The organism is Pseudomonas sp. H3_E07 (assembly GCF_054668895.1).
On the sequence record NZ_CP162795.1, the window covers coordinates 49418 to 62664 of the forward strand.

The window sequence follows — 13247 nt, forward strand, 5'->3', positions numbered from 1 at the left end:
AGTGTGCCCACAAACAGAACAGACCACTACATAGTGTGCAGTATCGGTATTTACCGACCACATTATGCGCAGTATTTCAATGCCTAGTAGCCTGCAAATTGCATATTTTTGGACGGGTTCACACGCCGTCAGAACAGATCAGGAAGGAGTATTTCAATGCTGAGTTGGGATGAAGTCGACAACGAAGACACCGGTGCAGCGGTGATCAAGGGCGCCAATGCCGGCCACGCCAGCGAAGCCAACATGGACCGTCTCGACGGCGCCGGCGCCGCCGCCGCGCTGGAAGCCCGTAACGTGACCGCCAACGACTCCGCCGCGATCATCCGCGCCAAGGCCGCCCTGGACAAACTCGACGTCGCCGAAGGCCTCGCCGAGCTGGAAGGCTCCGCCGCCCGCGTCGCCGTTGACGAAAAGCGCATGATCAACTGCCGCGCCGACCTCAACCAACTCGTGCCGTTCAAGTACGACTGGGCCTGGCAGAAATACCTCGACGGCTGCGCCAACCACTGGATGCCGCAAGAGGTCAACATGACCGCCGACATCGCTCTGTGGAAAAACCCCGAAGGCCTGACCGACGACGAACGCCGCATCGTCATGCGCAACCTGGGCTTCTTCTCCACCGCCGACTCCCTGGTCGCCAACAACCTGGTCCTGGCCGTGTACCGCCTGATCACCAACCCGGAGTGCCGCCAGTACATCCTGCGCCAGGCCTTCGAAGAAGCGATCCACACCCACGCCTACCAGTACTGCATCGAATCGCTGGCCATGGATGAAGGCGAGATCTTCAACATGTACCACGAGATTCCATCGGTGGCTAAAAAAGCCGCCTGGGGCCTCAAGTACACCCGCTCGATCTCCGATCCGAAGTTCGAAACCGGCACCGTCGAGACCGACAAGGAACTGCTGCGCAACCTGGTCGCCTACTACTGCGTCCTGGAAGGCATCTTCTTCTACTGCGGCTTCACCCAGATCCTGTCCATGGGCCGCCGCAACAAAATGACCGGCGTGGCCGAGCAGTTCCAGTACATCCTGCGCGACGAGTCGATGCACTTGAACTTCGGTATCGACGTGATCAACCAGATCAAAATCGAAAACCCACACCTGTGGGATGCCGAGATGAAAGAGGAAGCGACCCAGATGATCCTGCAAGGGACTCAGCTGGAGATTGAATACGCGCGCGATACCATGCCACGCGGTGTACTGGGCATGAACGCGGCGATGATGGAGGATTACCTCAAGTTCATCGCGAACCGTCGCTTGTCGCAGATCGGTCTTAAAGAAGAGTATCCAGGGACCACTAACCCGTTCCCGTGGATGAGCGAGATCATGGACTTGAAGAAAGAGAAAAACTTCTTCGAAACCCGTGTGATCGAGTACCAGACCGGCGGCGCGCTGAGCTGGGACTAACGTGTAGGAGCTGGCTTGCCGGCGATGGCGATCATGCGGGCGCCATCGCCGGCAAGCCGGCTCCTACAGGTTTGGTGTTGATACCCGTTAAATAGTTTTTATGCCCAATCAAACCATCAAGACGCCCTGCGTCGGCTTGTGTTCCACCGTTTACGGGGACTTGGTCTGCCGGGGCTGCAAGCGTTATCACCATGAAGTGATCCAGTGGAACGGCTACAACGCCGACGAGAAACAGGCGGTGTGGCTGCGCCTGGAGCAATTGCTGGTGCAGGTGATGGCCAGCAAGCTGGAGGTGTTTGATGCGCACCTGCTGCGTCAGCAACTGGAGAACCGCAAGATCCGTTTCGTCCCGCACCAGTCACCGTATTGCTGGGCGTACCAGCTGATTGCACGGGGTGCGCGGGTGATTTCCAAGCTGGATGCGTATGGGCTGGCATTGCTGCCAGAGTTTCGCGAACGCAGCCTGGCGGATCTTCGGGATGCGATTGACCGGGAGTTTTTCCTGCTGTCAGAGGCGCATTACGAGCGGTACATCGCCCCAGGTTTCCTGAAGGAAGCGTTTGGCCCCGCCCTGATCGCCACGCTCTGAAAAACGCGGTGGGAGCCGGCTTGCCGGCGATGGCGACCTTACGGACGCCATCGCCAGCAAGCCGGGCTTTCACGGGTTCAGGCGTTCCAGGAAACGTCGCGTTCCGCCTGCAGGCCGTAGCGCTCAATCGCCTGCTGACACACTTGCGGCGCCAGGCTGCCCTGCTCCGCCAACGCCGTCAGCGCTGCCAGCACCAGGTGATGGCGATCCACCTCAAAAAAATCCCGCAGCGCCGCCCGCGTATCGCTGCGTCCAAAGCCGTCCGTACCCAGTACGGTGTAGCGGGAACCCAAGTAAGAGCCAATCATCTGCGGCACTGCCCGCACATAGTCGGACACCGCAATCACCGGCGCGCCGTGGGGCAAGCATTCATTCACATGGCTGACCCGCGCCACTGCCTGCGGATGCAAGCGGTTCCACCGTTCCACCTCCCGCGCATCCCGCGCCAGCTCGCTGAAACTGGTGACGCTGAACACCTCGCTCGCCACCTGCCAATCGTCCGCCAGCAACTGTGCCGCTGCCTGGGCTTCGCGCACCAGCGTGCCCGCCCCGAGCAGGCGCACCTGGGCACCGGCCGCGCCTTGCAGGCGATACATGCCCTTGATGATCGCCGCTTCAACCCCTTCCGGCAGGCTCGGCTGCGGATAGTTTTCGTTCATCAGGGTCACGTAGTAGAACTCGTCCACATCCTGCTCCAGCATCTGGCGCATGCCGTGATCGAGGATCACCGCGAATTCCCCGGCGAACGCCGGGTCGTAGGCACGGCAATTGGGCACGGTGGCAGCCGTGAGGTGGCTGCTGCCGTCCTGGTGCTGCAAGCCTTCGCCCCCCAGGGTGGTGCGTCCGGCGGTGGCACCCAGCAGGAAGCCACGGGCGCGTTGGTCGGCGGCCGCCCAGATCAGGTCGCCAACGCGCTGGAAGCCGAACATCGAGTAATAGATGTAGAACGGCAACATGCGCAGGCCATGCACCGAATAGCTGGTCGCCGCCGCGACCCAGGAACTGATGGCGCTGGCCTCACTGATACCTTCCTCCAGGATCTGCCCGTCGGTGGCTTCGCGGTAGCTGAGGATCGAGCCAATGTCCTCAGGCTCGTAGCGTTGACCGACGCTTGAATAAATACCGATCTGCTTGAACAGGTTGGCCATGCCGAATGTCCGCGCTTCATCGGCCACGATAGGCACGATACGTGGGCCCAGGGCCTTATCCTTGAGCAGGTTGGTCAACATGCGCACGAAGGCCATGGTGGTGGACATTTCCTTGCCGTCGGCGGCCGTCGCGAAGCCGGCGTATGCCGAAACCGCCGGCACGCCGACCGGGGTGGCGCCCTGACTGCGACGGGGCACGTAGCCGCCCAACGCAGTGCGGCGCTGGTGCAGATAGCGCAACTCCAGGCTGTCCTCGGCCGGTTTGAAGAAGCTCAGTGATTCGGTCTGTTCATCGGTCAGCGGCAACTGGAAGCGATTGCGGAAGGCGATCAACGCATCACGGTCCAACTTCTTCTGCTGGTGAGTGGTCATCTTGCCCTGCCCGGCCTCGCCCATGCCGAAGCCTTTCTTGGTCTGGGCCAGAATCACCGTGGGTTTGCCTTTGACCCGACGTGCGGCGTGATAGGCCGCGTGGATCTTGACCATGTCGTGGCCGCCACGCTTGAGACGGTCGATCTGCTCATCGCTCATGCCCTCGACCAGCCGGGCCAGGGATTCGCTCTGGCCGAAGAAGTGTTCACGGTTGTAGGCACCGTCCTTGGCGGCGAAGGTCTGGAATTGACCGTCGACGGTGTTGGACAAGGTGTTGACCAGCGAACCGTCAGCGTCATTGGCCAGCAACGCATCCCAGTCCGAGCCCCACACCAGCTTGATCACGTTCCAGCCCGCGCCGGCGAACAAGGCTTCCAGCTCATCGATGATTCGCCCATTGCCGCGCACTGGGCCGTCGAGGCGTTGCAGGTTGCAGTTGACCACCCAGGTCAAGTTGTCCAGGCCTTCGCGGGCGGCCAGGGTCAGGGCCGACATGCTTTCCGGCTCGTCCATCTCGCCATCGCCGAAAACGCCCCAAACGTGGCGGTCGCGGGTGTCCTGCAAGTTGCGATGCTGCAAGTAGCGCATGAAACGCGCCTGGAAGATCGAACTGATGGGGCCGATGCCCATGGATCCGGTGGGAAACTGCCAGAAGTCCGGCATCAACCACGGGTGCGGGTAGCTGGACAGGCCGCGTGCGCCATGCGCGGACCCGCCTATTTCCTGTCGATAGTGGGCCAGGTCGTGCTCGCTCAAGCGCCCTTCAAGGAACGCCCGCGCGTAGATGCCCGGCGCGGAATGCGGCTGATAGAACACCAGGTCGCCGCCAAACCCTTCGTTGCGCGCGCGGAAAAAGTGGTTGAAACCCACTTCGAACAAGTCCGCCGCACTGGCGTAGCTGGCGATATGGCCACCCAGTTCGCCATAGGCCTGGTTGGCGCGCACCACCATGGCCAAGGCGTTCCAGCGTACCAGCGAGGCCAAACGTTCTTCGGTAGCAAGGTCGCCGGGGAATGCCGGTTGCTGCGCCACGCTGATGCTATTGATATAGGGCGTGCCGTGGCGGGGTTTCCAGTCGATGTGCGCAGCACTGGCGTCTTGAGCCAGCACGTCGAGGATCTGGCGCGCCCGCACGGGGCCGGCGTGGGTGACCAGGGAAGCCAGGGCGTCGCGCCACTCATCCAACTCTTGCTGGTCAATCACCGCATTCGTGAAACCGTTCATGGGCACCTCCGGCGTTTTTTTCCAGTTTATGTCGGTGCTGGAGGATTTTTTGCCTGTTATCAGGCGTTCACCGTTGAATTTTGAGCATGAATCACTGCCAGGCTTCGTTTTACCAGCACGTTATGCTCCAGCAGGACGAAAGCCCGCAATTGTGTTTAAAATGCCGCCCGCTCAACGACCGACGCTTAAAGATGACCCCAGACGTACTCGCCACCCTGCACACTCACCTGCTCACCGCCCTGGCGCACCCACCGGCTGAAACCCGTCGCCTGTTCCACGGCCGTGGCCGCTGCTGGCCGGGCCTGGAGCAACTGACGGTGGACTGGTTGCAAGGCGTGCTGTTGGTGGCGTTGTTCAAGGAGCCGGACGCTGCACAACTGGACGCCCTGAAACAGCTGCTGCAAACCGAGTTCGGTACGTACACCGTCGCCCTGCAACACCGCTACCTGCCGCAAAGCACCACCGAATGGCTGGCGGGCAACCCTGTCGACGAGCTGACCATTACTGAAGGCGGTCTGCGCTACCTGATCGACCTGGGTAAAAAACAGAACAGCGGGCTGTTCCTCGACATGCGCTACGGCCGCAACTGGGTGCGCGAGCAGGCCAGGGGCCAGCGCGTGCTCAACCTGTTTGCCTATACCTGCGGGTTTTCCGTGGCGGCCATCGAAGGTGGCGCGGACCACGTAGTGAACCTGGACATGGCGCGTGGTGCCTTGAGCCGTGGCCGTGACAACCATCGCCTGAATGGTCATGACCTGAGCAGAGTCAGTTTCCTGGGCCACGACCTGTTCAAGTCCTGGGCCAAAGTCACCCATAGCGGCCCCTATGACCTGGTGATCATCGACCCACCCTCGTTCCAGAAAGGCAGTTTCCTGCTGACCAAGGACTACCAGCGCGTGCTGCGCCGCCTGCCGGACCTGCTTACACCACAAGGCACTGTATTGGCTTGCATGAACGATCCGGCCTTTGGTGAAGACTTCCTGATCGACGGTGTCACCCGCGAGGCTCCGGGCCTGCGTTTTGTTGAACGGCTACAAAACCCGCCGGAATTTCCTGACATTGATGTGCAAAGTGGCTTAAAGGCGCTGGTGTTCCGCCAGGGCTGATGCCGAAACGTCCTACGCTTGCTACGCTAAGTGATACGCCGGGGTGGTGAACCTTCTTACCCCCTTCCCGGTCGATACCTGCATTCCCCGGCCAGACTCGACGGCGTCACGTTGTCGGCTGCCCCGTTTCACCTTTTGGAGAACCGCCCGTGATATCGACCCTGCATGTAGCCAGACTCAAAGCCTGGGGCGCCCACGGCTTTACCGCCACCGGTGTGGTATTGGCCTTTCTGGCTACCCTGGCGCTGCTGGAAAACTCACCCAAGGCCTGCCTGTTGTGGCTGGGCCTGGCGTTGGTGGTGGACGGTGTCGACGGTTCACTGGCGCGACGCGTGAATGTCAGCACGGTTTTGCCGAGCTTCGACGGTTCGGTGCTCGACCTGGTGATTGATTACCTCACCTACGTATTCATTCCAGCGTTGTTCATCTACCGCTACATCGACCTGCCGGACTTCACCCACCTGTTTGCGGTGTCGGTGATCCTGGTGTCGTCGCTGTTCTGCTTCTGCAACGTCAACATGAAAAGCAAGGACAACTACTTCGTGGGCTTCCCCGCCGCGTGGAATGTGGTGGCCTTGTGCGTCTATATCATCCAGCCGGAAGCCTGGGTCACCTTGCTCACAGTGATCGGCCTGGCCCTGCTGACCGTGACGCCGATGAAATTCCTGCACCCGTTCCGGGTGAAGCGTTTCATGCCGATCAATATCGCGGTGACCACGATCTGGCTGCTGTGCAGCTTTTTGATGGTGGTGGATTATCCGAATACCAACCCGTGGACGTTCGGGCTGTGGTCGTTAATGTCGGCTTACTTCCTGGGGATTTGTATCTGGCGCACGGCGCTGGAATGGATCGAAAAACGTCACGGTTGATCGCAGTTGAAGATGTGGGAGCGGGCTTGCTCGCGAATACTGAGTGTCAGTCGGTACATCGGGTACTGATACACCGCATTGGCGAGCAAGCCCGCTCCCACATTTGGATTGCGTCTAGCTGGCGAGTAAGATGGCGGCCTTTCGCTTAGCGCCCTGCCAATCATAAGCCCAGCCCATGCCCTTCGAACTCAGCGTAGACCTCACCACCCTCGCCATCCTGGCCATTGTCGCCTTTATCGCCGGCTTCATCGACGCCATCGCCGGCGGTGGCGGTTTGCTCACCACCCCTGCGCTGCTCACCGCCGGTATGCCACCGCACTTGGTATTGGGCACTAACAAGCTCAGTTCCACCTTCGGCTCGGCCACCGCCAGCTTCACCTTTTATCGCCGCAAGCTGTTCCATCCGCGCCAGTGGGTCCACGCGATCGTCGGCACGCTGGTCGGCGCCCTCACCGGCGCCGTAGTCGCCCACTACCTGCCCGCCGAAACCCTGAACAAGATGCTGCCGGTGATCGTGTTCGCCTGTGGCGTGTACCTGCTGTTTGGCGGCACGCCCAAGGCACCGCTGGACGCCGATGCGCCGATCAAGAAGAAATGGCAATCCACCCAGGGCTTCAGCCTGGGCTTCTACGACGGCGTGGCCGGCCCCGGAACCGGGGCGTTCTGGACCGTGAGCACGATGCTGCTGCACCCCATCGACCTGGTGAAAGCCAGCGGCGTGGCGCGCAGCATGAACTTCGTCAGCAACGCGGCGGCGCTGACGGTGTTTATCATCAACGGCTCGGTGGACTGGATCGTCGGCCTGGCCATGGGCATCTCGGTAATGTGCGGCGCGTTCTTTGGCGCACGCAGCGCGATCAGCGGCGGCGCCAAATTCATTCGCCCGGTGTTTATCACCGTGGTCCTTGGCCTGACAGTGCGCCTAGCCTGGCAGCACTGGTTCAGCGTGGCCTAGTCGACGGGCCAGGTAGAGGTCGATCAAGTAACGCGCAATCGAGCGAGAGGCCGGCAACGGCGGCAGGTCGTGGATGTTGAACCACTGCGCGTCCTCGATTTCGTCCGCCTGGGGCACGATGTCACCACCGGCGTACTCGGCATGGAAGCCCAGCATCATCGAATGAGGGAACGGCCAGCATTGGCTGCCCATGTACTGGATATTCTTGACCTCTACCTGGACTTCTTCGCGTACCTCGCGGATCAGGCAGTCTTCGGCCGACTCGCCCGGCTCGGCAAAACCCGCCAGCGTGCTGTAGACCCCCGTGACAAAACGTGGCGAACGCGCCAGCAGGATCTCGTCGCCACGGGTCACCAGCACGATCATGCTCGGCGAGATCCGTGGGTAGCTGCGCAAGTCGCAGGCCTCGCAATACATCGCCCGCTCGCGTGGCACCTGGACCATGGCCTGGCCGCAACGCCCACAAAACCTGTGTTCACGCGCCCAGGTACCGATCTGTGCCGCATACCCCAGCACTTTGTAAAGCGTGTGGTCGCCTTGCAGCATGAAGCCGCGCAGCCCCTGCCAGCTGCAGCCCGGTACTTCAGCAGGGGCATCGAGTTCCAGCAGGTACACCGGTTCGCCATCAAGGTGGCCAATGCCGTGTTCGGCGAACACCGAGAGGTCCTGGCGCTTGAGCCACTCCCGGGGAAACAAGGGGCCATTGGTGTCGTGTAAAAAGCCCTCGCGGCTGCGGGCGACGGCCCAGCCACCGGGGGTGTCGTTGTCCAGCAACGTTGTGGTAATCCAGCCTGGGGTCATGTCAGTCAATCCACGAATTCGGGTTTCTGCTTACTCATGTGGGCCGCGATGGCCACGCGCAGGTCGTTGGATTGCAACATAGCCGCGTTCCAGGTGGCAACGTATTCCAGACCATCATTGACTGTATGGTCACGCATGTAGCTGATCATGGCCTTGGTGCCGGTGACGGCTATCGGCGACTTGGCGGCGATTTCATGGGCGATTTCCATGACGCCGGCCAACAGGCTGTCCTGATCGGGATAGACGCGATTGACCAGGCCGATGCTGCGCGCCTCTTCAGCGCCAAACTGGCGGCCCGTGTAGGCAAGTTCGCGCAGCATGCCGTCGCCGATGATGCGCGGCAGGCGCTGCAAGGTGCCGACGTCGGCGGCCATGCCAATGTCGATTTCCTTGATGGAAAATTGCGCGCCCTCGGCGGCGTAGCGCATGTCGCAGGCGCTGATCAGGTCGATGGCGCCGCCGATGCAGTAACCCTGGACCGCCGCCAGCACCGGCTTGCGGCAGTTATCGACGGCATTGAACGAGGCTTGCAGTTCAAGAATCTTGCGGCGCAGCAGGCGCGCATTGCGGCCCACGTCCTTGCCGAACTCGTTGGCCACCGAGGCCAGCATCATCAGGTCGATGCCGGAGGAAAAATGCTTGCCTGCACCGCTAAGCACCACGGCGCGCACGGCGTCGGTGTCCTCGATCCATTGGAAGATGTCGATGATCTCGGTCCAGAACGCGGCGTTCATCGCGTTGATCTTTTCCGGGCGGTTGATCTGCACATGGGCAACGTTGCCGATGAGTTCGACGACAAAAGCGTGGTATTCGGACATGGCAGTGATCCCTGACTGGCGAGTGATAAGGCCCGAACTATAACAAGGGAACGTCACGGCACATCGGCCAAAAACGGGACAGGCCAATGTGATGGAATGTTGTGAGTGATCACTTCATGCAGCACCGATACATTTCACCCAAGGCGGCCGATTTATCGGCTATACAATCAGGGCCATTGCCTGGAGCCGCCTATGCCGACTACGTTTCGCTCAACCTTGATCCTGGCCCTGGTGGTCGTATTGACCGGTATCGGTGCCGGGTTGGGCGGGATGCTGCTGGCATTGCTCCTGCACGGTATTCAGCACCTGGCCTACGGCTATAGTCTCGACAGCCTGGTCAGCCATGAAACGTTCTTGCTGGGCGTCACGGCGGCTGCGCCCGAGCGGCGTCTGCTGGTGCTGGTGGTGTGCGGCCTGGTGGCGGGATTGGGCTGGTGGGCAATTTATCGCTATGGCCGGCCGCTGGTGAGCATCAAGCAAGCTGTCGCGGAAAAGATGCCGATCATGCCGCCCAAGACCACCCTCGCCCACGCCGTGCTGCAGATCATCACCGTGGCGCTGGGTTCGCCGCTGGGCCGTGAAGTGGCACCGCGGGAAATCGGGGCATTGGCCGCCACCTGGTTGTCCCTGCGGGCGCGACTCGACCCACAGATGCATCGCCTGCTCGTCGCCTGCGGCGCCGGGGCGGGTCTGGCGGCGGTCTACAACGTGCCGCTGGGTGGCGCGGTGTTTGTGCTGGAAGTACTGGTGGGCGCGTTCAGTTGGCCAGCGGCGGTGATTGCGCTGGCGACCTCGGCGATTGCGGCCTCGGTGGCGTGGATCGGGCTGGGTGCGCAATTACAATATGAGGTCCCGAACTTCGTATTGAGCCCTGAATTGATCGCTTGGGCGGTGGTTTGCGGCCCGCTATTCGGCGTGGCTGCGTACGCTTTCACCCGGCTCACCGGCAAGGCGCGGGCACAGGCTGCAAGAGGCTGGCGCTTGCCGGTGCTGGCATTGATCAACTTCACCATCATCGGCGGCTTGGCGATGGTATTGCCGCAAATCCTCGGCAATGGCAAAGGCCCTGCGCAGTTGGGTTTCGACAACGAGTTAAGCATCGGCCTGGCGGCTTTATTGCTGGTGGTCAAAGTGCTGATCACCACCAGCAGCCTGCGCGCCGGGGCCGAAGGCGGCTTGCTTACCCCCGGCCTCGCCAATGGCGCGTTACTGGCAATCATCCTCGGCGGCGCCTGGAGCCTGGCGTGGCCCGGCGTTCCCTTGGGCGCGTTTGCGATCATCGGCGCGGCGGCATTCCTGGCCGCCAGCATGAGCATGCCGTTGACCGCGATTGTGCTGGTGGCGGAGTTCACCCGAATCGACCACGACTTCCTGGTACCGATCATCCTGGCCGTGGTGGGTTCGATGTGTGTGAGCAAGCTGTGCCAACGGCGCTGGTAAAAACCCTGCAAAATGCTGGATAAAACCCGGCACACACGCCATCCTTCGCGCTTTAGGCCGCCCCATTCGCAGCGCTCGACGTTTAAAGGATATGCCCATGCACGCCCACCCCCTCACCCCTGCCGAATTCGAGTTCATCGAAAACACCCTGCTCAAGTACGGCGACGACCATTCGGTGCTGAACCTGGCCGAACTCGACGGCTACTTCACCGCCTTGGTGTCCAGCCCGGCGCAGGTGGATGTGGCTGAGTGGTTCCCGGCGATCTGGGGCGGCCAGAACCCGGAGTGGAACAACATGGATGAAGCGCAAAGCTTCCTCGAACTGTGCGTGCGCCACATCAACACCCTGGCAAGCCAGCTGGCCACCGATGCCCAGGGCTTCAAGGCTCGCTTCGACGAAACCGAACACCAGGGCCAGAACGTGACCCTGGCCGAAGAATGGTGTTTTGGCTACATCCGCGGCGCGGCCATCGGCAACTGGCCGGCACTGCCGGCAGAACAGGCAGCACTGCTGGAAAAAATCTCCTGGTGCGCCGAACAGGACAACTTCGAACTGCCCGCCGACCTGGACGTGCAAGCACACCAGCAACGCGTCAGCGAACTCGAACCGGCAGCACGAGCACTGCACGCGTATTGGTTGGCGAAGCGGTAAAGGACTGCTGGGCGTATCAGAGGGAGCGAGGCGCCTGCATCACAGGCACGCCAGTTCCCACATACACCGAGTAAATATCAGCGGCCACGACCCCAAGCTCGACAAGCACGGCGTCTATGCCCGATTATTCCAGTCCGCCCGTCGGCCACTCCGTTCCACCTTGCCTTGAATCAGGAGCCTTGTACCTTGAGTTCGCAGAAAACCGTGACCGTTACACCGCCCAACTTCCCCCTCAATGGCAAGGTCGCGCCCCCCGGCTCCAAATCCATTACCAACCGTGCCCTGCTGCTTGCCGCGCTGGCCAACGGCACCAGCCGCCTCAGCGGCGCGCTCAAGAGCGACGACACCCGCCACATGTCCGTAGCCCTGCGCCAGATGGGTGTAACCATCGACGAGCCGGACGACACCACCTTCGTCGTCACCGGCCAAGGCAAACTGCAACTGCCGTCGCAACCACTGTTCCTCGGCAACGCCGGCACCGCCATGCGCTTCCTCACCGCTGCCGTCGCCACCGTGGAAGGCACCGTGGTGCTGGACGGCGATGACTACATGCAAAAACGCCCGATCGGCCCGCTGCTGGCAACCCTCGGCCAGAACGGCATCCTGGTCGACAGCCCCACCGGCTGCCCACCGGTCACCGTACACGGCGTCGGCAAGATCAAGGCCAAGCGTTTCGAGATCGACGGCGGCCTGTCCAGCCAATACGTATCGGCCCTGCTGATGCTCGCGGCCTGTGGCGAAGCGCCGATTGAAGTGGCGTTGACCGGCAAGGACATCGGTGCCCGTGGCTATGTGGACCTGACCCTGGACTGCATGCGCGCCTTCGGTGCCCAGGTTGAAGCGGTCGACGACACCACCTGGCGCGTGGCCCCCACCGGCTACACCGCCCACGACTACCTGATCGAACCCGACGCCTCCGCCGCGACCTACCTGTGGGCCGCTGAAGTGTTGACCGGTGGCCGCATCGACATCGGCGTGGCCGCCCAGGATTTCACCCAGCCGGATGCCAAGGCCCAGGCCGTGATCGCGCAGTTTCCAAACATGCAAGCCACGGTCGTCGGCTCGCAGATGCAGGACGCCATCCCGACCCTGGCGGTACTCGCCGCGTTCAACAACACCCCAGTGCGCTTTACCGAGCTGGCCAACCTACGGGTCAAGGAGTGCGACCGCGTCCAGGCCCTGCATGACGGCCTGAACGAGATCCGCCCGGGCCTGGCGACCATCGAAGGCGACGACCTGCTGGTGGCCAGCGATCCGGCCCTGGCCGGCACCTCGTGCAACGCGCTGATCGACACCCACGCCGACCACCGCATCGCCATGTGCTTTGCGCTGGCGGGGTTGAAAGTCGCGGGGATCCGCATCCAGGACCCGGACTGCGTCGCGAAGACCTATCCTGAATACTGGAAGGCCTTGGGCAGTCTTGGGGTTCAGTTGAGCTATTAAAGGGGCGGCGTCGGAATGGGGAGGCACTGCACATGACAATTCGCCAACCCTGCCCACCCGGCGCCTGCGTCTGCGACCGCGAGCAACTGCTGCAAGCGCCTGGTGCCGACCTGCGCATTCTCAACCTGACGCGACAGGAAGAGAAAAAACTGCTCGACCGGCTGGAAGACCTCAAGAGCCTGCAAGACCTGGAGCACATGCAGCAGCGGATGTACGAACTTTTGGGCATCCGCGTGCACGTGGCCCCCGGCCATACCGAGGTCAAGAGCATGCGCGGTATCCAGATCGTGATCGATGAGCTGCCGGGCATGTGCCGCAAGACCCGCCAATCCATCCCGGCAGCCATCCGCCGGGGTATGGAGAAACGTCCGGAAATCGCCTACCGCCTGCTTGACGCCCACGACCTGTTTCGCGAAGGTTGAA

At 61.9% G+C, this 13247-nt stretch carries 12 protein-coding genes; 9 read left to right on the forward strand and 3 right to left on the reverse strand.

Annotation, left to right across the window (positions count from 1 at the left end; genetic code table 11):
• Positions 1–156 precede the first annotated feature (156 nt).
• Entirely contained in the window at positions 157–1407 is a 1251-nt protein-coding gene (locus AB4O08_RS00250; RefSeq protein ID WP_005788524.1) for a ribonucleotide-diphosphate reductase subunit beta, read from the forward strand.
• A gap of 100 nt (positions 1408–1507) precedes the next feature.
• Positions 1508–1996, forward strand: coding sequence for a DUF1289 domain-containing protein (locus tag AB4O08_RS00255; protein WP_044287074.1), 489 nt, complete (start codon positions 1508–1510; stop codon positions 1994–1996).
• A gap of 77 nt (positions 1997–2073) precedes the next feature.
• Here the strand turns inward: AB4O08_RS00255 and mdeB are convergent, their stop codons facing one another.
• A complete protein-coding gene (gene mdeB, locus AB4O08_RS00260) occupies positions 2074–4740 on the reverse strand; it encodes an alpha-ketoglutarate dehydrogenase (protein WP_460114619.1) in 2667 nt (888 codons plus the stop codon).
• Between the two features lie 191 nt (positions 4741–4931).
• Here mdeB and AB4O08_RS00265 point away from each other — a divergent pair, with 191 nt between their 5' ends.
• From AB4O08_RS00265 to AB4O08_RS00275, 3 genes are all read left to right on the forward strand, one after another.
• Positions 4932–5846, forward strand: a complete 915-nt coding sequence (locus AB4O08_RS00265; protein WP_044287072.1) for a class I SAM-dependent methyltransferase — start codon at positions 4932–4934, stop codon at positions 5844–5846.
• 149 nt (positions 5847–5995) lie between these two features.
• The gene (gene pcsA, locus AB4O08_RS00270) at positions 5996–6715 is read left to right on the forward strand and encodes a phosphatidylcholine synthase (RefSeq protein WP_010210698.1); all 720 of its coding nucleotides are present in this window, start codon (positions 5996–5998) and stop codon (positions 6713–6715) included.
• Positions 6716–6890: 175 nt separating this feature from the next.
• Complete coding sequence (locus tag AB4O08_RS00275) at positions 6891–7670, forward strand: TSUP family transporter (RefSeq protein WP_010210699.1); 780 nt, start codon at positions 6891–6893, stop codon at positions 7668–7670.
• On the opposite strand, the gene nudC is transcribed toward AB4O08_RS00275, so the two are convergent.
• Both nudC and AB4O08_RS00285 read right to left on the reverse strand, forming a co-directional pair.
• Positions 7638–8471, reverse strand: coding sequence for an NAD(+) diphosphatase (gene nudC, locus AB4O08_RS00280; protein ID WP_010210702.1), 834 nt, complete (start codon positions 8469–8471; stop codon positions 7638–7640). The genes AB4O08_RS00275 and nudC overlap by 33 nt on opposite strands.
• 5 nt (positions 8472–8476) lie before the next feature.
• Entirely contained in the window at positions 8477–9289 is an 813-nt protein-coding gene (locus AB4O08_RS00285; RefSeq protein ID WP_010210704.1) for a crotonase/enoyl-CoA hydratase family protein, read from the reverse strand.
• A gap of 192 nt (positions 9290–9481) precedes the next feature.
• Here AB4O08_RS00285 and AB4O08_RS00290 point away from each other — a divergent pair, with 192 nt between their 5' ends.
• From AB4O08_RS00290 to AB4O08_RS00305, 4 genes are all read left to right on the forward strand, one after another.
• Positions 9482–10729 carry a chloride channel protein gene (locus tag AB4O08_RS00290; protein WP_044287070.1) on the forward strand — a complete coding sequence of 416 codons (1248 nt, stop codon included), beginning with the start codon at positions 9482–9484 and terminating at the stop codon, positions 10727–10729.
• A 97-nt stretch (positions 10730–10826) separates the two neighbouring features.
• A complete protein-coding gene (locus AB4O08_RS00295; RefSeq protein ID WP_044287069.1) occupies positions 10827–11381 on the forward strand; it encodes a UPF0149 family protein in 555 nt (184 codons plus the stop codon).
• A 186-nt stretch (positions 11382–11567) separates the two neighbouring features.
• Positions 11568–12824, forward strand: a complete 1257-nt coding sequence (locus AB4O08_RS00300) for a 3-phosphoshikimate 1-carboxyvinyltransferase (protein WP_010210707.1) — start codon at positions 11568–11570, stop codon at positions 12822–12824.
• Positions 12825–12856: 32 nt separating this feature from the next.
• A complete protein-coding gene (locus AB4O08_RS00305) occupies positions 12857–13246 on the forward strand; it encodes a hypothetical protein (protein ID WP_010210708.1) in 390 nt (129 codons plus the stop codon).
• Position 13247 lies beyond the last annotated feature (1 nt).

Bases quoted from the DNA above. Each gene is read 5' to 3' on its own strand.
- AB4O08_RS00290 (WP_044287070.1), top strand. From the start codon at position 9,482: ATGCCGACTACGTTTCGCTCAACCTTGATCCTGGCCCTGGTGGTCGTA.
- nudC (WP_010210702.1), bottom strand. From the start codon at position 8,471: ATGACCCCAGGCTGGATTACCACAACGTTGCTGGACAACGACACCCCC.
- AB4O08_RS00255 (WP_044287074.1), top strand. From the start codon at position 1,508: ATGCCCAATCAAACCATCAAGACGCCCTGCGTCGGCTTGTGTTCCACC.
- mdeB (WP_460114619.1), bottom strand. From the start codon at position 4,740: ATGAACGGTTTCACGAATGCGGTGATTGACCAGCAAGAGTTGGATGAG.
- AB4O08_RS00250 (WP_005788524.1), top strand. From the start codon at position 157: ATGCTGAGTTGGGATGAAGTCGACAACGAAGACACCGGTGCAGCGGTG.
- AB4O08_RS00265 (WP_044287072.1), top strand. From the start codon at position 4,932: ATGACCCCAGACGTACTCGCCACCCTGCACACTCACCTGCTCACCGCC.
- AB4O08_RS00305 (WP_010210708.1), top strand. From the start codon at position 12,857: ATGACAATTCGCCAACCCTGCCCACCCGGCGCCTGCGTCTGCGACCGC.
- AB4O08_RS00275 (WP_010210699.1), top strand. From the start codon at position 6,891: ATGCCCTTCGAACTCAGCGTAGACCTCACCACCCTCGCCATCCTGGCC.
- AB4O08_RS00285 (WP_010210704.1), bottom strand. From the start codon at position 9,289: ATGTCCGAATACCACGCTTTTGTCGTCGAACTCATCGGCAACGTTGCC.
- AB4O08_RS00295 (WP_044287069.1), top strand. From the start codon at position 10,827: ATGCACGCCCACCCCCTCACCCCTGCCGAATTCGAGTTCATCGAAAAC.